Origin of the sequence: Serratia sp. Res13-Sevr-LER1-36-b (genome assembly GCF_015673035.1) — a bacterium.
Classification (GTDB): Bacteria; Pseudomonadota; Gammaproteobacteria; order Enterobacterales; family Enterobacteriaceae; genus Chania; species Chania fonticola_C.
Genome location: NZ_JADACK010000007.1, coordinates 92,962 through 114,852 on the forward strand (window position 1 = coordinate 92,962; position 21,891 = coordinate 114,852).

The following is a 21,891-nucleotide window of genomic DNA, read 5'->3' on the forward strand; positions in this document are numbered from 1 at the left end:
CCCAGGGTGCAGCAGGCTGGCGGTAAATGGCGTTGATTGTGATAAACTGGCGGCCGCACGTGAATGATGGGAAATGTAATGCGCGTATTGGGTATAGAAACGTCCTGCGATGAAACCGGTATTGCAGTGTATGACGATCAAGCCGGTTTGTTAGCCAACCAACTCTACAGCCAGGTGAAACTGCATGCCGATTACGGCGGCGTGGTGCCGGAGCTGGCTTCTCGCGATCACGTGCGCAAGACCGTGCCGCTGATCCAGGCTGCACTGAAAGAGGCGAACCTGAAGCCTGGCGATATCGATGGCGTGGCGTACACCGCCGGGCCGGGTCTGGTGGGGGCCTTGTTGGTCGGGGCAACCATTGGCCGCGCGTTGGCGTTTGCCTGGGGTGTGCCTGCGGTGCCGGTACATCATATGGAAGGCCACTTGCTGGCACCGATGCTGGAAGATAATCCGCCCGTATTTCCGTTTGTGGCGCTGCTGGTGTCTGGTGGCCATACCCAACTGATCAGCGTGACCGGGATCGGTGAATATACCTTGCTGGGGGAGTCGGTCGACGACGCCGCTGGCGAAGCGTTCGACAAAACCGCCAAGCTGTTAGGGCTGGATTATCCCGGCGGGCCGATGCTGTCGAAAATGGCGCAGCAGGGCACGGAAGGGCGTTTTACCTTCCCACGCCCAATGACGGACCGCCCAGGGCTGGATTTCAGTTTCTCCGGCCTGAAGACCTTTGCGGCCAATACTATCCGCTCTAACGGCAACGATGATCAAACCCGTGCCGACATTGCCCGTGCCTTTGAAGATGCGGTGGTGGATACGCTGGCGATCAAATGCAAACGCGCGCTGGAGCAGACTGGATTTAAACGCCTGGTGATGGCCGGTGGCGTCAGCGCCAACCGCACGTTGCGCAGCAAGCTGGCTGAATTGATGAAAAAACGCGGTGGCGAAGTGTTCTATGCCCGCCCGGAATTCTGCACCGACAATGGGGCCATGATCGCTTATGCCGGGATGGTTCGAATGAAAAACGGCGGTAACCCGGAGTTGGGCGTTACCGTACGCCCACGTTGGCCGCTGGCAGAGCTGCCTGCGGTGTAAAAACCTGGCAGGTATGGTGGGAAAAAAGTTCCATAAAAAACGCCAAACCCAATATGAGATTGGGAGGGGGTTATGCCCCTCCCAGAAAGTATTACTGATATTGAATGGAGTAGACTACGTTGCTGACCACTGTACCCGGAGTGGTTGCACCTTCTGCGTAGTAGCGTACTGCGTATGGCAGGTTGGCGCTGCCGCTTGAAATGTCAACGTAAGCGGTATTGGTTACCTGGTTCTGGTTACCGGCCTGGATCACCGAGCGGGAGCTGCTGGAGGCATCAAGCAGTTGCAGGCTGACGTTGGTTGCCCCCCCGGTCAGGTTTTTCAGACGGCCAGTGACCTGGTCAACAGATGCGCCCGCTTCGAAGAAGGCCGAGGCCGTCTGCAAGGTGCCGGAACAGTTGTTCAGTGCCATCACAAAGCCGGTTTCGCCCGCGGTTTTGGTGGCAGCATCCAGCAGGTTGGTGCCGATGGTTGGCAGTACAACGGTGGCGTCCGCAGCCTGACCATCCACAATCACATCACAGGTGTTGGCGGTCAGTTCACCGTTAAAGGTGATGGTACCGGTAGAGGCGGCTTGCGCCATGCCAACAGAACCGAATGCGGCGACCAGAGATGCAATGATGGCTAACTTTTTCATAATACTTCCTATTACCTTAGTTTTGTTAAACCATTCCAATATCTATTGGTATGGCATGGCTTACACCTATAGTGCTATAGGCATGATTAGTTCGTTCTATTATTAATAGAACTGAATTTATGCAATATGTAATGAACCGATTTTTGAGTTATTTACCGTGTAGCCCATGCCATGGATATTGGTAATAAAATCATCGGGAAGGCCAATAAACGACAGTTTCCTTCTTAATTCATTTACCGTTTGCCAGAGTCGTTGGTTAGATGACGACAGGCTGAATTCATCCCACACACTTGTCAAAATGTCATCTTTGTAGATAACCGCACTGGAACGATTGGTCAGTAAACACGTTAACAGTCGTGATTGAGTTTCGCTCAAAAAGACCGTTTTAAAAGACATATTGTGCTCGGAAATCTCGTCGGCGTAATGCACTAATCTGCGAGTTGCAATGTTGAATAGAACATTGTCATTAAGCAGAAAGCCATAAAGGCTATTGTCCATATACACTTGATTCATTATTTCTCTGTTATATTTCAAAATAAACCCCCTCTCATGAGGTCCATGTTATAGATGTGATTTATCTTATAAAAACCTATAAAAATGAGTCAGGCCGATGTCTCTTTGCTATGTATATATGGAATGACATTCTGTAATGGTATCCACTTTCAATTTTGCTCACCCTATCTGATGCCGGAGTTTGCCTGGCGTCATTGACTACATTTACTGGTGTAGAGGGCTTATCATCATTTGCTACAACGTGATGAGTAAAATTAACTGAGTCATCCCGTCCTGCTGCTGAGAAAATAATAACCTCATGACGGGAAAACTCTCAGTGAACTCCTATTAATTGTTATTATCATGGTGAAAAACATTAAATATCAATATATTGCGGTGAAATATTATTGGTGGTGGCGGTCCATCTTTAGTTAGTTAAGTTCATAAATTCACGAATAATAAATTTCTTTAACAGATTGATGTTAAACACTTTACTGATGTTAAGATTCTTTGTTAGGGTATGGTATGTCAGGTATCGATGTGCGTTTTTTTACTGAGGATCATTCCAATTAACTGAAAGTAAAAAAATAAAGCAATCAACGACACAATCTTGTATAGACCAGATCAATACCGGCTCATTCCCTTGTGCGGCAGGGCAAGGGAACGATATTGAATTCCCTGTCATGCAGTTATTGCTGCAAAACCCTGGGATTACTGTTCATCAAGAGAACATTCTTACCAAAATTTAGGAAAAGCACGACCAATACGCCACAATGATCACCCTTTATAAAAACATTTATTACTCAGAAGAGGTATGAGGGATGCAGGGATTATCATACGTGCGGTGGATACTGCTGGCCAGAGCATCGACTTCCTACTGATCGCCAAACGGGACGTTGCAACTGCATTGCGCCACTTTCGCAAGGCTATTCGTCACCATGGCGAACCTGAGGTGGTCACTATCGATAAAAGTGGTGCTAACACAGCCGCTTTATTCATGCTCAACGCCGACAAACCCGATGAGGAAGCTATTACCGTCAGGCAAAATAGTACCTTAACAACCTTGTCGAGCAAGATCACCAAAATATCAAACGTCGGAGTCGACCGATGCTGGGATTCAACTCTTTTCGACGGGCACAGACCTTGCAGACGGGAATTGAACAGATTCAGATGGTACTCAAAGGCAATATCAATATCCGCAAAGTTAGGGGTTATCAGCCGCTGGACAATTTTATCTGTTGGCTGCCTAAATAACCGGCGGCGCAGCTGTTGCTAACTTCTCTACGCTACTGCGACAGAACCGTTCATGGTCAGTCGTTCTTAAAAAGAAACGATCCAATATCCTAACCATCAAGAACCTCAATGGATTGATAACCCCGCATCGGTATTGAAGCAGGGTTAGGTTATTTAAAACGTGTAGCGTAAGCCAAGATTCATTGACCATGAATAATCAAAACCGCTATTCAGCACGGACTCTAGCCCAGGTCAGTTATTCAGTTTATAGCGGTTTACGTTATGATCCCTCACCGAGAAGTACTTCACATGATAAATAGCTGCGATGTTTTCAGTAACCTCATAGGCCAGTCCGACCATAAATTGATATGCCAAGGGGTTATGTCCGTATATGTCACTTTTACTGCCGAAGTCTATTCCGCCAAAAGCAGAAACATAAGGTTTAACCTCCGTTGCACTGGCAGAGCAGGTTGCTAACAGCAAAATAAGTGGTAGGTTTTTTTTAATGTTCATAGGTATAGTCCATTATTTTTAATAGATATTTTTAATTAAATAATATTATCTTAACCAACCTTCTTCTTTGAAGAATTGAGCACCTTCTGCTGTTTCCAGATAAGCAGAAAACTGTGCTGCTCCGGCATCGGCCTTGGGTGAAATAGCCAAGTTGAAGTCACGATAGATCATTCTTTCTGGTTCAATGGTTACCATATCCACTTTATCAGCATTAGCAATTGGCCAGTCACTCCAGGTGATCCAGGCATCGGCCTTCAAGTTTTGGAAAGATTTAAACGCCGCACCACTCCCTTGTTCAAAAGCCACAATATTTGCACGTACCTTTTTAATATCGTCCAGTTTACCCAGACGACCCGCAATATCTTCCCACAGGCCAGTTCCCGATGTGTTGTAGGTTCCTTTGCCTTCAGTAACGACAATTTTCATCGGATGGTTAATGAGATCCGCAAAACTCTTGATGTTTTTAGGGTTGCCTTTGGCAACGGCAATGACTGCCGGATGAATGAACATAGGCATCACATCCTTGCTGGTGACAAAAGGATAGTTCTCAAGATAGGCGGTCATGGATTGCTCTGAAGCACTGAAAATAATGTCGGCACGTTGTTGAGCCTCTTTCGACCATTTTTTTTCAGGCCCGTAAATGACTTCAACGTGTTGCCCGGTCTTTTTTTCAAAGCCAGCTGCAGCTTTTATCAATGCGGTATGAGGTCCGCCAGGCCCATACAAACGCACCACCCCATCTTTAGGGTGATGGACAATGCTGGTGTCGAGAAACTGACCGCTAGCATAGGTGGAGCATGATGCCATAATAGCTGCAGTTGTAATGATTAACTTTCTGATTTTCATGAAAATAGACTCTTATTTATATGGGTGATGCCGATAGTTCAATACAGATACCTTTGAACAATACCGTGCTGTCGTGGCTGTTATTTGCCGTAATAAAAAGTTCACTGCTGTTTTTTACAGAACGCCATTCATTTTGCGTCAGTAATTTAGGCTGAGGCCCTTGTAAGTTAGCAAAGCGTCCTAATAAGGTCAGTTGACCCGTGTCTTTATCTTTTGCCCATAGCATAGCCGTTTCCATATTGGCACCTGACAGATGACGACGGGCATTCCATTTCAAGCGCATGCTTGATTTTCCGGGTTTATCCCCTTTGTAAGCCATCAGCACAAAATAGTCGCTTTTTTCCGGTGATGACATTACTGCAATATAGCTTGGAGTCGCTATTTTTGGCTCAGTCATCAACAACATCGAACTGGAAAACAGGAATAACAATACTGCACAAGCCAGAGAAAATGTTGGCCACTTGTTACTCCACAATCGATTCCCAAAGTGTACTTTTTCCTGCTTACCCAACGTGGCTTCAATATTTCCCCATACCCATGAAGGGGGGGGCTCAGATATCATCGGCTCCAGTCCACTAAGATGTGAATGCCATTGTATAACGAGCTCATACCAGGCTATGTCTTGCGCCATCAGAAACTCCAGGCGCCTTCTGGTCTTTAGTGACAAGGTGCCAAGCAGATACTGACTGACCAGATGTTCCCGTATCGTCGGGTTGCTATAGCGAACGGGAGTCAAGCGTCTATGCATTGCTTCAACTCCTGGAGTCCTCTGCGGATCCATGATTTTATTGTGCCCAGCGGATGCGATAGCCGCTCAACAATTTCCTCATGAGAATAGCCATGAATATAAGCTAACTTTATAGCCTGTCTTTTTTCTTGCGCCAGGGTGGAAAAACAGCGGGTTAGCAGGGCAAGGTCATCGGCAGTATCCGCTTCATTACTCCCCTGAATTTCTGGCAAGATATCCGTTTCTTCAAAGTGCGAGTGAAAACGGCCATGCTGTCGGACATGATCAATAGCCAGATTTCGCATAAGCTGACACATCCATGCCCAGGGATAAGTTGCCGGCCCCTGTTCAGCAATAAACCAGATCTTCAGGAAGCCTTCTTGTAATAATTCCGCCGCAATATTTCGGTCAGCAACAATCTTTATCAACAACCCATATAATTTACGGTTAGTTTGGCGATATAACATTTCAAATGCTTTTCTATCCCGGAGTTTTACCCGGGCAAACAGCACCTGCAGTTCTTCATTTGCTGTGACCACGATGACGATGCCCCTCCAAAGGCTATTTAAAGACGCACCAGATGCCAGACATTCTTCACCATATCACCCGTTATATCTCCTGGTTGGGTATCTTTTACCCACGTATAGAGAGGATTTCCCTGATAAGCCCACTGGTAAGTCCCGTCTTCACGGGGGATGACACTAAACTCACCGCTGACAACCGCTTCTTTTTGCGCTACCAATGGTGGCCAAATCTTTGCACACTCTTCATAACATGCTGACACGCCCTTGCTATCTTTAGAAAAAGTATAGAGTGACATATGGTTTTGATTGGTTAAAATTTTGCCGGAATCGGTGTTGTAGACCTTGACCGGAGCCTGATCTACCCGGGCAAGAGACCAGATATTTTTGACACCCGCCCCGGTAATATCCCCAGGCCGCTGATCCTTATTCCATAGATAAAGCGGGTGGTGGTTTAACGTCCATTGCTGCTTGCCATCTTTACGCGTAATTTTCCCCAAATCGTTAAACTGTGTAGCCTCATCCTTGACCAGGAGTGGAGGCCAGGCTTTGGCACAATCCTCATAGCAGGTAGATTGGTCTGCTTTGTCCTTGTCGAAAATGTAAAGCGTCATGCCCTTGCTGTTGGTATAGACCTGGCCTAATTCGGTCTCTCTTGTTGAGATATCAGAAGCCAGTGCCGAAAAAGCCAAGAGGCTGAAAAGCGCCGGAATAATACGAATTTTCATCATCATTTCCTTGTTGGTGATTTAATGTCACCCATAGAGACGTTCAGACGAGCGATTTGGATGCACTCAAAGGAAAATATTTTTTATGACGCTATGAAATGGCATTGCACCAGAGCATAAAACCATACTGAAATGATGCATCTTGTAAAAATTCGGCAGGGTTCTCCCGGCTACCACCGAATATATGACCTTGTCGGACTCTGTCGCATTAAAGGCCTTTTGGATCAAGAGTATGCACAAGTAACATCAAAAAAATAATGTTACCAGACGACATCTTTATACGATAGAGTCGCTTCTTACAATCGAGAGGGATACTCTCGATCAAGATATTTATAAGCAGGTGTAATGGTTTATGATCGGACGTGCTAGAAGAACTTTTAGCCCTGAATACCATCTTAAAGCAGTACAGCTCGTATTTGACCAAAATTACTCCGTTGCTAATGTTGTCAGGGTTATGAAGGTTGGTATTTCCACGATGGATAAGTGGGTTCGCCAGCTTAAGGACGAACGGGCGTATAAATCGCCTACAGCAACGCCCATGACACCGGAACAACTCGAGATATGTGAGCTTAAAAAATAGATACAACGTATTGAAATGGAATACGATATATTAAAAAAGTTACCGCTCTCTTGATGTCAGACTCCCTGAAAAATTCTCGTTAGTTGAGAAACTCAGGAAGCGGTTTCCTGTTGCCACTTTATGCAACGTGATCTGGGTTTATCTCAGCAGTTATAAGTACTGACGTAAGCCAAAAACACCCGATGCATCACGAGTGGCATTACTAAGTCTTGTTCGGGAAGTTCATCAGGCAACTACTGTGGCGATACCAGATTAAAGAAGTTTGAATCGACGGGGTAACTGCTGGGATAACAGCCCAATGGAACGCTTCTTCCGCAGTCTTAAAACAGAATGGATACCCGATACCGGTTACACTAATTTTTCCGATGCCCAACACAGTTTTACGAATTACATAACGGGTTTTTACAGCCAGCTCGGACCTCATTAGTATAATGGCGGACTGACACCGAATGAATCAGAACAGCTGTTATGGATAAACTCTAAAAACGTGACCAGTTTATGTTAATCACTACAAGATTGGGAGGATGTTAATCCTCCCACCGCCTGTTACTGATATTGAATAGAGTAGACTACGTTGCTGACCACTGTACCCGGAGTGGTTGCACCTTCTGCGTAGTAGCGTACTGCGTATGGCAGGTTGGCGCTGCCGCTTGAAATGTCAACGTAAGCGGTATTGGTTACCTGGTTCTGGTTACCGGCCTGGATCACCGAGCGGGAGCTGCTGGAGGCATCAAGCAGTTGCAGGCTGACGTTGGTTGCCCCCCCGGTCAGGTTTTTCAGACGGCCAGTGACCTGGTCAACAGATGCGCCCGCTTCGAAGAAGGCCGAGGCCGTCTGCAAGGTGCCGGAACAGTTGTTCAGTGCCATCACAAAGCCGGTTTCGCCCGCAGTTTTGGTGGCTGCATCCAGCAGGTTGGTGCCGATGGTTGGCAGTACAACGGTGGCGTCCGCAGCCTGACCATCCACAATCACATCGCAGGTGTTGGCGGTCAGTTCACCGTTAAAGGTGATGGTACCGGTAGAGGCGGCTTGCGCCATGCCAACAGAACCGAATGCGGCGACCAGGGATGCAACAATGGCTAACTTTTTCATAATACTTCCTATTACCTTGTATTGAATAAACGATTCGGATATCCCGTAAAGGGAAGTGTCCTCACTATGTGTGGTGCGAAATAAATAGAGCTTCGCCCGGTTAACAGCGTGGGAAACGTTTGGCGATAACAGAAGCCGTCAATTAACCGATGTGAATAAGTCACCCACCCCGAATAATGAACGACCCTCCTTGTTGAGTTTCTTTAACGATGCCGTTGTCTCTTCACCCGTCACGCATCAGTGATGATGTTTATCGTGCCGTCTTGCTGTTGGGATAAATACTACCCAATAAAACGGAATATTCTCAGTGAAGTAATATCAACTCTTATTATGTTGCTATGTAGCATATAAAAATCAACGTGTTACATTAAAATATTAGGTTTATATTAACTGGTTGTTTAGCGTTTCTAGCTGATTGGTTTTGATTTGAGATGGCAATAACGTGTCAGGTCAAGATTGGATACGTGTCTGTATCCCAAGAAAGGCCGTCGTATTCAAACAACGGCATCCCGTAAAAATTTTCCGCTGAAGGGCCATATCTCAAAAATATTTCTGCCGCCGAGTTTGTGCAATGCATTGCGTCGGTGTGCATAAACGGTTTTGATTGAAATGGACAAGCACTGGCCGATTTTATGCACGTCCATGCCATCGATGGTATGGCGCATGACGGCGTGTTCCTGTCGGGTCAGCGGATCTTTAGCCGCCTTTTGGGCATGACTGTCTTCGCTATCATTGCTGATTATTTTTGCAACGATATCGTCAATGGTTGCAGAGCTGTCCAGAACCACGTACTGATTGAACGACAGCTTGAACTTTTCCTTGCGAGAGGTTGGGATGAAAATGACCTTTCCAGGAAAATTGCCTGTTGATATCTGGAATGAAAGCTCTACACCAACATTAGACGTATAGAAAATAAAAACATCATTTTTTTCAAAATCAGCCATTTCGCTCCTTTCCAACACATTCGGTAATAGTTGATTTATGTCCTTTGGGCTAAAGAGCAGTTTTGCTTTAATGCCCAAAAAGAAAAAATTATTCTCCGTGACAATGTATATCGTCATGATTATTTCCTTTTAAAATTGTCTGTTTATAGGCGAATTTGCCGGCATTGTTGCATTTCCTTCTGGCGAGAGTGGGCCACCTCTATCACTCTCACCATGGAGTGCTGTCATGCAGGTACAGCGCGATGGGGATTGTCCGTTTGCCCGGCAGAGGGCTGGCACACCGAGTTAAATTGCTGTATCTGCGTCTGTGCCTGTTTTTGCCCTTTGGCCACTGGCATCAGGATATAGCTGACGGTGCACTGCATCGCGCTGCCTTCACCCCATTTCACCCGCAGCTGGCCCTTGTCTTCTGCTACACGCGCATACAATTGCCCGCCTTGCCCCACCGAGCCCACGTTGTTGCCTTTGCTGTCCAGGATGTCGGCACCAAACGGCACGGGATCGCCCTGGTAGGTGGCATTGATCAGGAGCGGCGTCCCCCGCTTGGTGTTGTATTTCACCTTCACCACCGCGCCGGAGTACGGCGCCACCTTCTGGCTGGTGTTATCCAGCTCCACATCGGATGCGATGCCCTTCGGGTCGATGCTGATGTCGTTCATCTGGTACGGGTTCAGGTACGGCACTATGGCATAGCCATGCGAGTCAATCTTCACCCCCGGATAGGAAGAGACACTGGCCCCTTCGGCCCCCTTGGCCTCGACCAGGGCAAAGGTGTCCGCGGTATACGGGGTGAAGCTCACTCCACCGGAATGGGCGATCACCGTGCCGTTCATGCCGGCAGAGGCGCTGCGGTAGCCCTTACCGGTGCCGACGGTGCCGCTCAGCGCCGTTGCCGGGCTGCGGTAGTTACCGCTCAACGAGCCGCTGGAGCCCATGCCCTGGTTGGCATTCATGGCCGTTGCGCCGTAGCTGAACTGGTTTTCCGCCCCGGCTGAGCCGGACACCGTGGCCTGCTGGCCATAACGGCCACTGCTGTCATGCGACAGGTCCATACGCAGCTGTGGCGTATGGGTCTGATCGTCCCGGCCCAGCGGCACGCTGAAGCTCAGCAGGTAGTTGGTCTGCGAAGTCCCCAGGCTGGACAAGCTGCGGTTGGCGCTCAGGCCGTAAGACAGGCTCTTGTAACGGTTGTTGTAACCCATCTGGTACTGCTTCTCACTGCCGTCCCGGTTCCAGTAGTTTTGCAACGAGCCGCTGACATACAGTTGGCCCCAGTTGTCCGGCAAGCCTTGTCCAGCCGTCAGTGTCAGGCGGTTCTTGGCTCGCCAGATGGAGTCCGGAGAATGCCCTTGTGCCACCGCATCACGTGTCTGCATCGCCGTCATGAAGTCCATGTAGCCATCGGTCGAAAAGCGGTGGGCCGCCAGCGACAGGTTACTGTTGGTCTCGCTGATCAGTTTGCTGTAGCTGACTTGGTAGCTTTGGCCGCTGAGACTGCTATCAGCCCCGTCGGTGCCGTTTGGCAACTGCGCGTGGGCCTGGGTGACATCAAATGCCACGGCCCCAATCGGGGTGCCGACCGCGGCGCCCAATTGCAGCGCATAATAATCCTGGTTGAGCTGCATGCCGCCGTAGCCGGTGATACGGTTGGTCAGCCCGCGCTGGTAAGTCGCCTGATACAACGCCGGTTTTTCGCGCAGGTTATCGCTGCGTACCTCACCCCCGGTGATGCTATAGCGTGAAGATCCTGGGCGCAGCAACTGGGCGACGGAGGAATAGGGCACGGTGAACGTCTGTTCGGTGCCGTCGGACTCACGCACGGTGACCAGCAGATCGCCGCCGTAGCCGGTCGGGTACAGATCGTTGATCAGGAACTCCCCGGGGGTGACCGTGGTTTCATACAGCACCTGGCTACCCTGGCGCACGGTGACGCGGGCGTTGGTCCGTGCGATCCCACGAATATCCGGCGCGTAACCACGCAGGGACTCTGGCAGCATGCGCTCGTCAGTGGACAGTTGCACACCGGAAAACGGTATCGTATCGAACAGATCCCCGGTGGTGTTCGACTGGCCCACTAAAGCACGGGCTTTGAGAGCCGGGATGTCGCGCTGCAGATAGGTATTGATGCTGCTGTACTGGCTTGGCCCATTATCCATTTGAGTATAAGAGCCGTTGTGCCGCAGATACCAGGCACCCAGATTCAACCCGGTGTTGAGGCCGGCAAACAGCGAGCTGAACGTCTCACCGTGGGATTCGCTGGTGTAGCCATTGACGTTGTAGCCCAGCTGTGCGGAAGCAATACCGCTGTCCCACAGCTCCGGGCTGACGGTGCCGCGTGCGGTGTTCAGCATGTAAACCTGGGGGATGACGATATCCAGACGTTGTTCGTTACTGTCAAAGTTAACCTGGGCTTCCGGCAATTTATGTTGCAGATCCAGACACTGGTCGCCCGCTTTCTGCTGGCTTAAAAAGCCTGCCGGCAGTTTGTCGTAGTTGAAGGCGATATTTTTAATAATATCGGGGGTCAGACAGGGATAAACGGTTTTATCTGCCCGCGTCTTGAATTCGATATCGACGTTGCTAATCGGTTGATCGTTGACATACAGGGTGGTTTTATACACGCCGGGCAGTGCCGAGGAGCCATTGGCAAAACGGCTGAGGTCGACCGATTTCTCATCATCAACATTCAGGAAAGAAGCATCGAATTCCAGATCCTTTGCGATTTCTTGAGGTGCAGCCGTGGCCGTGTCGGCAGCAAAGGAGCCACCCGCAAAAAAGGTCGATAAAATGGCCAGCGTCAGGGGAGAAAGCCGCCCATAAAGGCTACGTTGCAAAGATTTAGGCATAAAGAACTCCTTCAGAGCTGATTTCCTGAATAATGATGAAGACGGTAATTAATGCGATGGGATGTTGTGAGTGCTTATTTCACGATGGCATCAAAGGTCAGTTCGGCACTCTGGTCATTCACATGGGCTCCACAGTGAACCTTGCACCCAACGACGGGTGATTTGGGAGGGGGGATCCCCCTCCCACAGTCCATTACTGGTACTGGATAGAATAAACAACGTTGCTATCAACCAGACCGGCAGTGGTCGGCGCTTCTGCATAGTAGCGAACGATGTAAGACAGGTTGGCGCTGCCACCTGAGACATCCTTGTAACCGGCCGTGGTTTTCTGGATCTGGTTACCCACATTGATCACGGAGGGTGAAGAATTGTTGGCATCCAGCAGTTCCAGGCTGACGTTGGTTGCGCCGGTACCGTTGAGGTTTTTCAGACGGCCAGTGGTCAAATCAACGGAAGAACCTGCTTCGAAGAAAGCCGCAGCGGTTTGCAGTGTGCCGGCACAGTTGTTCAGTGCCATGACAAAGCCGGTATCACCCGCTCGTTTGGTGGCGGCATTCAGTTGATTGGTACCGACGGTTGGCAGCGTTACGGTGGCGTCTGCAGCCTGGCCGTCAACAACGACGTCACAAGTGGTGGCGGTCAGTTCACCGTTAAAGGTGATGGTACCGGTAGAGGCGGCTTGCACCATACCAACAGAACCGAATGCGGCGACCAGGGATGCAACGATGGCTAACTTTTTCATAATACTTCCTATTACCTTATATTGAATAAACGATTTTTAGCTCCCGGCGAGGGGAGTGTCATCACTATATGTGGGCCGATAAAAATAGACCTTAGCCCGGTTAACAGCGTGGGAAACGTTTGGCGATAACAGAGGTCGTCTATTAACAGGTGTAAACAAACTACTCACCTTGAATAATGAACGATAATCCTTACTGAGTACCTTTAACGATGCCTTTGTTTCTTCACCAGTCACGCATCAATTTCTCTGTCTGACGTGCTGCCTTGCTGCTGAGAAAATAGTAATGGCTGGCATGGAAAAATCCGAATAAAGTAATATTAAGTTGTGTTGTTCTGATTTTTTACCTTTGTAAGTCATGGGGTTATGCGATTATCTTATGACGTAAAAATCAGGTCCTTTAACGTTCTAGCAGGATCAGCCATGAATACCTAAGAAAATTTTTTAATGTTATGATTTTTATGAGGATATTTAGAGGGGAAGAAATGCTATGGGGACTACTGACGTCGGTGAACATCGGTACAATGATTTAACTGTTTGTATTTAATACATTGTAAATTTAAGAAAAATTTCACTGGTAAGTAGGGGGGAATGAGAGGAATAGATGCGATCAATAAAATGACAGAGTTATATCGTGGAAAAGGGAAAAGGGTATACATACTACTTTATAGTTGGAAATAATGTCTTTTCTAGCAGGGAGGGCAGATGTTCAAGGAGTTTGGGTGATCTTAAAGCGGTTGCGTCGGGTCTCGGTGACCATCATTAGTGGTTTTTGTAGCACATTTTTGACACCGGCCATTCACTAGATGTATCATAAATCCAGCATTTTCCGAGGTTAATACTAATAATAGTCTTAAAAATTTTTTTCTGTTTGTTATTTTTTTTCATGAGTACCAAGTGGTTGCGATAGAAGATGCTTTTATTCAGGAGAACAAAGTCTTATAAGATACCGTGATTCTGCTATTCTTAATTCGGCTATTGGTACGCACTGAACTGAATACGTCAGCTTAATTTTATCTTCGTTCCTTTCTTGGGGGGGATATGGATATTCTATTGTTGGGCATTTCATCCTTATATGGATTTTTTATCGTTGTGATATTCACTGTTGCCATATGCCTTGGGTTAATAAGGCAGGATAACTTGGAATGTAAGTGGATCATTTTCACCATCAACACCGTATGTACTGTTAGTCTTTTTATAATTTTAGTTTGCTTATGTATAAATTGAATATGTTCGACTTATATACGTAAACCCATTATCTTGGTCACAACAATTAATGCATTGTATTTAAATGGAAAATTTCCATGCCAACCCTATGGAAACGTTCTACACTCTATTGAGATTGAAGTCTTCCTATTTTCTTTGGGATATTAATGGGAAGGCAAACTATCGATTATAAATAATAAACACTACCTGCTTAAGGGACACGAGAGGGCAATGCCAATGTCAAATGTAATCAACAGAACTTTCCTGGCTGCATGTATAACCAGTCTTCAGCTCCTGCCTGCATTTTCCAGTGCTCAATCGTCAATGACTATCTTCGAGGATGTGCGGATCTTTGACGGCACAACCTTAACAACCAAGATGAATGTGGCCGTTGAAGGCAATAAAATTACTCAAATTTCTTCCCAACCGATTAGTTCACCCACTGATGCAGTGCATATCGCTGGCAATGGTCAAACATTGATGCCTGGCCTTATCGACGCTCACTGGCATACCTTTATGGTGCGTCCTACCATGGCCCAGGCATCAATGGCTCCGTTAACTTTTATTACTTTGCTGGCCGGTGCTGAAGCTGAGTCAACACTTATGCGTGGATTTACCAGCGTTCGCGATTTGGGTGGGCCTGCTTTCGGCTTAAAACTCGCTATTGATAATGGTGTCATCAAAGGACCGCGCATCTGGCCATCGGGGGCAATGATTTCACAAACGGGTGGTCATGGTGATTTTCGTCTGCTTTCAGAGATACCGTCTACCCCTGACCAATTGAGCTATCCAGAGCGAGTGGGTATATCAGCGATAGCGGATTCACCCGATGAGGTTCGCAAGCGTGCCAGAGAGCAATTATTGCAAGGAGCCAGCCAGATCAAGCTGACCGGGGGCGGGGGCGTATCTTCTCCCTATGGCCCGATAGATACCGTACAGCTTAGCGTCGATGAAATTCATGCCGCAGTTGAGGCAGCGGCGAATTGGGGGACCTATGTGACAGTCCATGCATATACCCCGGAAGCCATTCGTAATGCCATTCAGGCTGGTGCAAAAGTGATTGAACATGGCCAACTAGCCGATGATGCCACGGCAAAGCTGATGGCAGATACGGGAACATGGTGGAGTCTGCAACCTTTTTTGGCTGATGAAAACGCCAATCAACTGCCCGATGCCGCTGGGCAAGCCAGAGCAGCGCAAGTTTTTGCAGGAACGGATAATGCTTATCGTTTGGCAAAAAAATACGGTGTGAAAGTCGCATTTGGCACGGACGTGTTATTTGATGCCAATTTGGCAGCCCGGCAAGGCTCACAGCTTTCTACCATGACGCGGTGGTACACCCCAGCCGAAGTGCTCAAAATGGCGACGGCTGATAATGCAAAATTGTTGGCGCTATCAGATCGACGCAATCCCTATCCAGGAAAACTGGGCGTTGTCGAAGTCGGGGCCTTAGCCGACTTATTACTGGTCAACGGCGATCCGATCGCTGATATCGGCCTGCTAGCCGATCCTGGCAAAAATCTGACTGTCATTATGAAAGATGGCCAGATAGTAAAAAACCAGCTGGCTGCGAAGTAAGCTCTCTTATAGCGAGGTTTGGCGCCTACTCGAGAAAATACGCCGTAAGAACCTAAAATTATAAAATCTAAAGAGACGTCTCAGAGTCATTTATTATGATTCTGAGACGCTCAGGTGCGATAATTTGGCTTCACCTGCCGCGATAAGTGTCTTGCAGTACAGTTATAAATTATTTTTATTGAATTTAATCAATGTATTGCAAGGTTTTATTATGTGTTGACCTTGCTCTACTCACAAGGGTAAAGGAGGCGGTTTTTTTATCTAATAAATGTGACGTCGTTGTTGATAGCAAGGCTGCAGACGCCACCGTGGTGCTGCCAACCATCGGCACCAACCTGCCATATGCAGTGTGCTACTCAATATCAATGAAAGGCTTTGGGAGGTGAATTGCCTCCTTGTCTGAGCGTTGAAACGTTATCGGGCAATCAACCTTTGTATTACCCGATAACGCCAATGGCACCAGAGTTGGAGGTTGCTCCTTATTGACATTCCGAGTCGAAGACCTGAATGGACATCATAGTGCCGTCTCTTGCCTCAGGCATTAGCATATATCCGATGATGCATTGCATGTTGTTGTTCTCACCCCATTTAACCGTGAGTAGCCCTTTGTCTTCCGCAACACGGGCATAGACTTGCCCGCCCTGACCCACAGAACCTACGTTGTTGCCGTTGCTGTCAAAAACATCGGCCCCAAAGGGAACTGGCCCCTCTTGATAGGTGGCATTAATCAGGATCGGTGTACCCCGTTTGGTAGCGTATTGTAGTTTCACCACTGCACCGGAATAAGGGGCCACTTTCTGGCTGGTATTGTCCAGCTCGATATCGGACGAAGTGCCCGTCGGGTCAATGCTTATGTCGTTCATCTGGTACGGGTTCAGGTAAGGAACCAATGCATAACCGCGAGAGTTGATGTTCACCCCTGGATAAGATGACACGCTAGCCCCTTCAGCACCTTTGGCTTCGACCAGAGCAAAAGTATCCGAGGTGTATGGCGTGAAGGTCACCCCCCCGGCATGGCCGATCATCGTACCAGTTATGCCGGCCGAGCCACTCTGATAACCTCGCCCCGTGCTGTAGGTTCCACTCAATGCTGAGACTGGGCTCCGATAGTTGCCACTTACGGAGCCGCTGGTGCCCATCCCCTGATTGGCATTCATGGCGTTTATCCCATAGCTGAACTGGTTTTCTTCCCCGATGCTACCTGAAACGGTCGCCTGCTGGCCATTGCGGCCACTGCTATCGTGAGACAGGTCCATGCGCAACTGAGGTGTGTGGGTCTGGTCATCCCGTCCCAGAGGCAGGCTGAAACTCAGCAGAAAGTTGGTTTGCATTGTGCCCAGGCTGGAATGGCTTCGGTTGGCGCTGATGCCATAGGAGAGACTTTTGTATCGATTGTTGTACCCCACTTGGTACTGCATATCACTGCCATCCTGGTTCCAGTAGTTTTGCATCGACCCACTGACATACAGCTGTCCCCAGTTATCCGGCAGGCCCTGCCCGGCAGTCAGGGTCAGGCGATCTTTAATACGATATATCGTATCCGGATCGTACCCTTGCTCTACGGCATTTCGTGTCTGCATGGCCGTCAAAAAGTCCATGTAGCCTTGAGAAGAGGAGTGATGCAGCACGACGGAAAGGTTGCTGTTGGTCTCACTAATCAGCTTGCTGTAAGTGAGTTGATATCTTTGCCCGCTCTGGGAGCCGTTTGAACGATGCACTCCATTCATATCGGTACTGTCGTCCAACTGCGTCCGGGCCTGGGTAACGTCAAAGGCCAGAGCCCCTATCGGCAGACCAAAAGCGGCTCCGATCTGAAAGGCGTAATAATCCTGGCTGGCCTGAATGCCGCCATAACCGGTGATGGCGTTGTTGATGCCATATTGATAGGTGCTCTGGAACAGCGCGGGCTTCTCACGCAGGTTTTCCCCACGCAACTCACCGGCAGTGATCGCGTACCGTGACGACCCCGGTCGGAGCAATTGGGCCACCGAGGCATAGGGCACGCTAAAGGTTTGCTCTGTACCATCAGACTCACGTACGGTGACGACAAGATCGCCACCATAGCCGGTTGGGTACAGGTCATTGATCAGGAATTCCCCGGGTGTGACGGTCGTTTCATACAAGACCTGACCATTCTGGGTTACCGTGACTCGCGCGTTGGTTCGTGCAATCCCTCGAATTTCCGGAGCATAACCGCGCTGAGATTCCGGTAACATCCGCTCGTCGGTAGCCAGTTGCACGCCGGTAAAGGGCAAGGTATCAAACAACTGGCCGGTAGTGTTCGACTCACCTAGCAGCATTCGACCCTTCAACTGCGGGATATCACGCTGCAGATAGGAATTGATACTGGTGTATTGGCTTGGTCCGTTGCTCATCTGGTTATAAGAGCCGTTGTGACGCAGATACCAGGCCCCCAGATTCAGCCCGGCGTTTACGCCAGCAAACAGCGAGCTAAAGGTTTCGCCATGTGACTCACTGGTATAGCCATTGACGTTATAGCCAAGCAGGAAGGCGGGTACCCCGCTGTCCCAGAGTTCCGGGCTGACAGTGCCGCGGGCGACATTCAGCATGTAAATCTGGGGAATGACGATATCCAGGCGTTGTTCATTGCTGTCGAAATTGACCTGTGCTTCTGGCAGTTTTTGCTGTAGATCCAGGCACATGCCACTGCCAACTGGTCCGCTCAAAAAGTCTGGCGGCAGCTTCTCGTAGTTGAAAGCGATATTTTTAATGATGTCGCTGGTCAGACAGGGATAGACCGACTTGTCGGCCCGTGGCTTGAATTCAATATCGGTGTTACTGATCAGTTGTTCATTGACGTACAGTGCGATTTTGTAGATGCCCGGCAGAGCAGAGGCGCCCGCGGCAAAGCGGCTGAGGTCGACCGACGTTTCATCATCCACATTCAGAAAGGATGAATCGAACTCGAGATTTTTCTGGGGCGCTTGTGACGCAGAGGGGGCATCTGCCTGAGCTCTGCCCACCAGAGCAATTGAGAGCACCGCTATTCCCACAAGGGCGAAGCGATCCCAGATGATATGCCGCAAAAATTTTGACACCTTGCCCCCTCAGAGCTTGATACCGAAGTCATCACATATGTTTTGAATAGCTAAAGATGGGTTATCTAATGACAGCGTCTATGGGGATTACCGCGCCGTAGTCATTTACAAAGCTGGTGCTGACCTTACTGCCAGCATTACCCGGTAAATTCAGTGCCAGGTTTGAACGCGGTGGTACCATGGCGTTATCGAGTTTCTTGCCGTTGACCGACAGGTTCACGAAAGAAACATAATACGGGGTGGGGTTGTTGGCCTGTACTTTACCACCTTGGGTGCTCCAGGTGACGGCTTTAGCCGCGTCGTTGGCGTTGCCTTCCAGGCCTTTTGGGCGATAGAACAGCTTGATTCGGGTACGAAAAGCCATCTGCAGTTTGTTCTCACCGGTTGTTGCCTGGCTCTTGGCCGGGACTTCCAGCACGTTTAGCCAGAATACCGATTCTTTATCCATCGGCAATGTGCCACCGGCATAGCTGATACGCAATGTCTGGCCTTTACCGGGTTCGACACGGTTCATTGGTGGGGTCAGAACAAACGGCACTTTGATTGCGGCGGGTTTGGCATTGGCATCACCGTTATCGATCCAGCTTTGCAGCAGTACCGGCGAGGGGCCCACATTGCTGATTTTAACGCTGACTTCTTTAGCATCAGAGGGGTAAATAACACGCGTGCCGCTCACGACTACACTAGCCAGCGAGTGGGCACTAAATAAGGCAGCAGCGCTGAGGGTAACCATCTGGCATATATTCTGAGAAAAAAGTTTCATAAAAACTCCTGACTCGTCTGATAAAGGGAGGGGGAAGTATTACCGGTATTAAATAGAATAGACTACATTTCTGACAACGGTGCCCGGAGTGGTTGCTCCTTCAGCATAGTAACGCACCGCATAAGGCAGGTTGGGGCTGCCGCTGGAAATGTCTACGTAAGCAGTGTTGTCACCTGGTTCTGGTTACTGGCCTGAATGACCGTACGAGAAGAAGTTGGACTCATCGAGCAACCGCAGGCCGACTTTGGTTGTACCTCCGATCAGCTCGCTCTGGATAGCTCAATTTGACAGGATGTCTGGTATTTCTGGATGATGATTTTTGATTCAAAATCAGCTAATTAATCTCATGATTCAAAGCTTGATAGTGATCTTCGCAGAGGAGACAACTTCTGAATGCCGCCAGCAGTGATGGTGTAATGGTCAAGTAAAACTGACCGTAGCTGAAGTGTCACCCTAATCATGATCACTAATGGTAAAAGCATCAACAACTACTATCAGTGGCTCGATCTTTGCGACAGTAAAAAAATGAGAAAGCGCTATCACGATAAGCAGTAAGTGATTTAGAAAACTACGTTAAAAATCATGAGTAGATACTGTGGTAGCTGTGAGTAAATAGAGATAAAACACCCAAAAAAATACCCCGAGAAAGTTAGGTGTCTCGGGGTTGGGAGTTTTCAGGGCATGTTCTCTCTTCATTGGTATGTCACCAATGAATTTATATTTAGTAGTTAAAGATAATACTATCTATAAAAAAACAGAATGAAATTCTATTGTTTTTATATGGCATTGATTAATTTGCGTTTCTCAATTTCCAGTGTTTCTATACTTACCGCAGATGATAAACATTTGAACTGTTCTATCTTTTGTTTTACAGACTCGCTGGTTAGTCCACTTGTTGGTAGCACTACGGATAGTAGCTGAAGTGACAGTTCCGAACGTACGACTAAGTGCTCTATCACTTTATCTTGAATGGCAATTCGATTACGGAGGTCATTTATATCTCTTTCAGACATGTTGTTTTCCTTGTCTATGGTTACGAGCTTAGAAGATAGCACTTTTGTGATTAATTGAAAACATACTGCTATTGCACCATTTTATCGAGTGTTTGAGCCCTTTAAAGTCTGCAACTGAATGAAGAATTTTGTATTGTATCAACATTTAAAGTTGCAAGGCTGGTTTTACTAGTGGTGATTATATTTGTTGTATTTCAAGTGGTTATGCGATTCCACTGTCGGTCAGTGTACGTGATATCTTTTCGATGAGAATTTAATCTTCCTATTTTTGCAATGTGAAACTTTGTTTTTACAAACCATATCAATATGTTGTGAAATTATCTTATGTTATAAAACCCGGCCTCGTCATAACATTGAATATCACCGCCTTACCCACATAATAAAAAACAATATGTCATTGATAAATATAGACATTGTTTTTGATAATATCTTTTAATATTAGTTCACTGAGAATATTCTCTCTTTCGGGATAGTATTTATCCCAACAGCAAGACAGGACATGAACAGTACAGGATGTTTATCAGTGCGAATAACTTCTCTCTGATAACCCCATAAGGAAATGACGTGAATGTAGCGTGCTGGGTTTTATTCTAACTCAATGCCTACGTCGACGTCGATGACTGCAGGGAAGTGTCCAACGCTGTTTATCGGGCGATATGAATTTCTGTACTGTACCCGCCCTTGAATATATCCCGCTTGGGGAATTCTGAGCACCTTAACTTATACTGACAGGTAAATGAATATGAAAAAATTAGCAATCGTTGCATCTCTGGTCGCCGCTTTCGGTTCTGTAGGTATGGCTCAGGCAGCCTCTAGCGGTACCATCACCTTTAACGGTGAACTGACCGCCAACACCTGTGACGTCGTTGTGGACGGCCAGACGGCAGATGCTACCGTGGTATTGCCAACCGTGGGTGTCAATCAACTGAATAGCGCCACCAAAACTGCCGGGGACACGGGCTTTGTGATGGCACTGAACAACTGTTCTGGTACCCTGCAGACCGCCTCAGCCTTCTTTGAAGCAGGCGCATCAGTGGATTCCCTGACCGGGCGTCTGAAGAACCTGACGGGCTCGGCAACCAACGTCAGCCTGCAACTGCTCGACGGTTCAAGCGCGTCACAGGCCATCATCCAGGCCGGTAACGCTAACCAGGTGATGAACACCACCTATAAAGATGTGTCTGGCGGCAGCACCACCCTGCCATACACTGTGCGCTACTATGCTGAAGCGCCAACCACCGCCGGTACCGTGGTCAGCAACGTGGTCTACTCCATCCAGTAC

General features: G+C 48.2%; 18 protein-coding genes and 2 pseudogenes. 6 read left to right on the forward strand and 14 right to left on the reverse strand.

Features of this window, described 5'->3' with window-relative positions; genetic code table 11:
- Positions 1 to 78 precede the first annotated feature (78 nt).
- Complete coding sequence (gene tsaD / locus IMQ33_RS06540; RefSeq protein WP_196062648.1) at positions 79 to 1,092, forward strand: tRNA (adenosine(37)-N6)-threonylcarbamoyltransferase complex transferase subunit TsaD; 1,014 nt, start codon at positions 79 to 81, stop codon at positions 1,090 to 1,092.
- 91 nt (positions 1,093 to 1,183) lie between these two features.
- On the opposite strand, the gene IMQ33_RS06545 is transcribed toward tsaD, so the two are convergent.
- Together IMQ33_RS06545 and IMQ33_RS06550 are read right to left on the reverse strand one after the other, a co-directional pair.
- Positions 1,184 to 1,729: a fimbrial protein gene (locus IMQ33_RS06545; RefSeq protein ID WP_173408687.1), complete on the reverse strand. Its 546-nt coding sequence runs from the start codon at positions 1,727 to 1,729 to the stop codon at positions 1,184 to 1,186.
- Between the two features lie 117 nt (positions 1,730 to 1,846).
- Positions 1,847 to 2,242: a helix-turn-helix domain-containing protein gene (locus IMQ33_RS06550; RefSeq protein WP_173408683.1), complete on the reverse strand. Its 396-nt coding sequence runs from the start codon at positions 2,240 to 2,242 to the stop codon at positions 1,847 to 1,849.
- A gap of 811 nt (positions 2,243 to 3,053) precedes the next feature.
- On the opposite strand from IMQ33_RS06550, the pseudogene IMQ33_RS06555 reads away from it, so the two are divergent.
- Positions 3,054 to 3,429, forward strand: a pseudogene (locus tag IMQ33_RS06555) (DDE-type integrase/transposase/recombinase); the annotation flags it as partial.
- Between the two features lie 277 nt (positions 3,430 to 3,706).
- On the opposite strand, the gene IMQ33_RS06560 reads toward IMQ33_RS06555, so the two are convergent.
- From IMQ33_RS06560 to IMQ33_RS06580, 5 genes are all read right to left on the reverse strand, one after another.
- Positions 3,707 to 3,967 (reverse strand): hypothetical protein, encoded by a 261-nt coding sequence (locus IMQ33_RS06560; protein ID WP_196062796.1) that lies wholly within the window; start codon positions 3,965 to 3,967, stop codon positions 3,707 to 3,709.
- Between the two features lie 45 nt (positions 3,968 to 4,012).
- Positions 4,013 to 4,813 (reverse strand): substrate-binding domain-containing protein, encoded by an 801-nt coding sequence (locus tag IMQ33_RS06565; protein WP_186531228.1) that lies wholly within the window; start codon positions 4,811 to 4,813, stop codon positions 4,013 to 4,015.
- 16 nt (positions 4,814 to 4,829) lie between these two features.
- Entirely contained in the window at positions 4,830 to 5,444 is a 615-nt protein-coding gene (locus IMQ33_RS06570) for a hypothetical protein (protein ID WP_196062795.1), read from the reverse strand.
- Between the two features lie 101 nt (positions 5,445 to 5,545).
- Positions 5,546 to 6,079 (reverse strand): RNA polymerase sigma factor, encoded by a 534-nt coding sequence (locus IMQ33_RS06575; RefSeq protein WP_221035281.1) that lies wholly within the window; start codon positions 6,077 to 6,079, stop codon positions 5,546 to 5,548.
- 26 nt (positions 6,080 to 6,105) lie between these two features.
- On the reverse strand, positions 6,106 to 6,789 hold the full coding sequence (locus tag IMQ33_RS06580; RefSeq protein WP_186531224.1) for a hypothetical protein: 684 nt from the start codon (positions 6,787 to 6,789) through the stop codon (positions 6,106 to 6,108).
- 352 nt (positions 6,790 to 7,141) lie between these two features.
- Here IMQ33_RS06580 and IMQ33_RS26370 point away from each other — a divergent pair, with 352 nt between their 5' ends.
- Positions 7,142 to 7,369: a transposase gene (locus tag IMQ33_RS26370; protein ID WP_370573018.1), complete on the forward strand. Its 228-nt coding sequence runs from the start codon at positions 7,142 to 7,144 to the stop codon at positions 7,367 to 7,369.
- 227 nt (positions 7,370 to 7,596) lie between these two features.
- Positions 7,597 to 7,874 (forward strand): annotated as a pseudogene (locus tag IMQ33_RS26375) (integrase core domain-containing protein); the annotation flags it as partial.
- Positions 7,875 to 7,915: 41 nt separating this feature from the next.
- Here the strand turns inward: IMQ33_RS26375 and IMQ33_RS06590 are convergent.
- The 4 genes from IMQ33_RS06590 to IMQ33_RS06605 all read right to left on the reverse strand — a co-directional run bounded on the left by IMQ33_RS06590 (position 7,916) and on the right by IMQ33_RS06605 (position 12,993).
- Positions 7,916 to 8,461 carry a fimbrial protein gene (locus tag IMQ33_RS06590; RefSeq protein ID WP_186531222.1) on the reverse strand — a complete coding sequence of 182 codons (546 nt, stop codon included), beginning with the start codon at positions 8,459 to 8,461 and terminating at the stop codon, positions 7,916 to 7,918.
- A gap of 494 nt (positions 8,462 to 8,955) precedes the next feature.
- On the reverse strand, positions 8,956 to 9,522 hold the full coding sequence (locus tag IMQ33_RS06595; RefSeq protein WP_196062794.1) for a helix-turn-helix transcriptional regulator: 567 nt from the start codon (positions 9,520 to 9,522) through the stop codon (positions 8,956 to 8,958).
- 107 nt (positions 9,523 to 9,629) lie between these two features.
- Complete coding sequence (locus IMQ33_RS06600; protein WP_196062793.1) at positions 9,630 to 12,251, reverse strand: fimbria/pilus outer membrane usher protein; 2,622 nt, start codon at positions 12,249 to 12,251, stop codon at positions 9,630 to 9,632.
- A gap of 193 nt (positions 12,252 to 12,444) precedes the next feature.
- Positions 12,445 to 12,993: a fimbrial protein gene (locus IMQ33_RS06605; protein WP_173408689.1), complete on the reverse strand. Its 549-nt coding sequence runs from the start codon at positions 12,991 to 12,993 to the stop codon at positions 12,445 to 12,447.
- Positions 12,994 to 14,433: 1,440 nt separating this feature from the next.
- Between IMQ33_RS06605 and IMQ33_RS06610 the strand changes: the two genes are divergently transcribed.
- Positions 14,434 to 15,774 (forward strand): amidohydrolase family protein, encoded by a 1,341-nt coding sequence (locus IMQ33_RS06610; RefSeq protein WP_196062792.1) that lies wholly within the window; start codon positions 14,434 to 14,436, stop codon positions 15,772 to 15,774.
- Positions 15,775 to 16,253: 479 nt separating this feature from the next.
- On the opposite strand, the gene IMQ33_RS06615 is transcribed toward IMQ33_RS06610, so the two are convergent.
- The 3 genes from IMQ33_RS06615 to IMQ33_RS06625 all read right to left on the reverse strand — a co-directional run bounded on the left by IMQ33_RS06615 (position 16,254) and on the right by IMQ33_RS06625 (position 20,609).
- Positions 16,254 to 18,758: a fimbria/pilus outer membrane usher protein gene (locus IMQ33_RS06615; RefSeq protein ID WP_259526625.1), complete on the reverse strand. Its 2,505-nt coding sequence runs from the start codon at positions 18,756 to 18,758 to the stop codon at positions 16,254 to 16,256.
- A 136-nt stretch (positions 18,759 to 18,894) separates the two neighbouring features.
- On the reverse strand, positions 18,895 to 19,566 hold the full coding sequence (locus tag IMQ33_RS06620; protein WP_230326834.1) for a fimbria/pilus periplasmic chaperone: 672 nt from the start codon (positions 19,564 to 19,566) through the stop codon (positions 18,895 to 18,897).
- A gap of 806 nt (positions 19,567 to 20,372) precedes the next feature.
- Positions 20,373 to 20,609 (reverse strand): hypothetical protein, encoded by a 237-nt coding sequence (locus tag IMQ33_RS06625; protein ID WP_173408692.1) that lies wholly within the window; start codon positions 20,607 to 20,609, stop codon positions 20,373 to 20,375.
- Between the two features lie 742 nt (positions 20,610 to 21,351).
- Here IMQ33_RS06625 and IMQ33_RS06630 point away from each other — a divergent pair.
- On the forward strand, positions 21,352 to 21,891 hold a 540-nt coding region (locus IMQ33_RS06630; RefSeq protein WP_196067752.1), incomplete at its 3' end, for a fimbrial protein.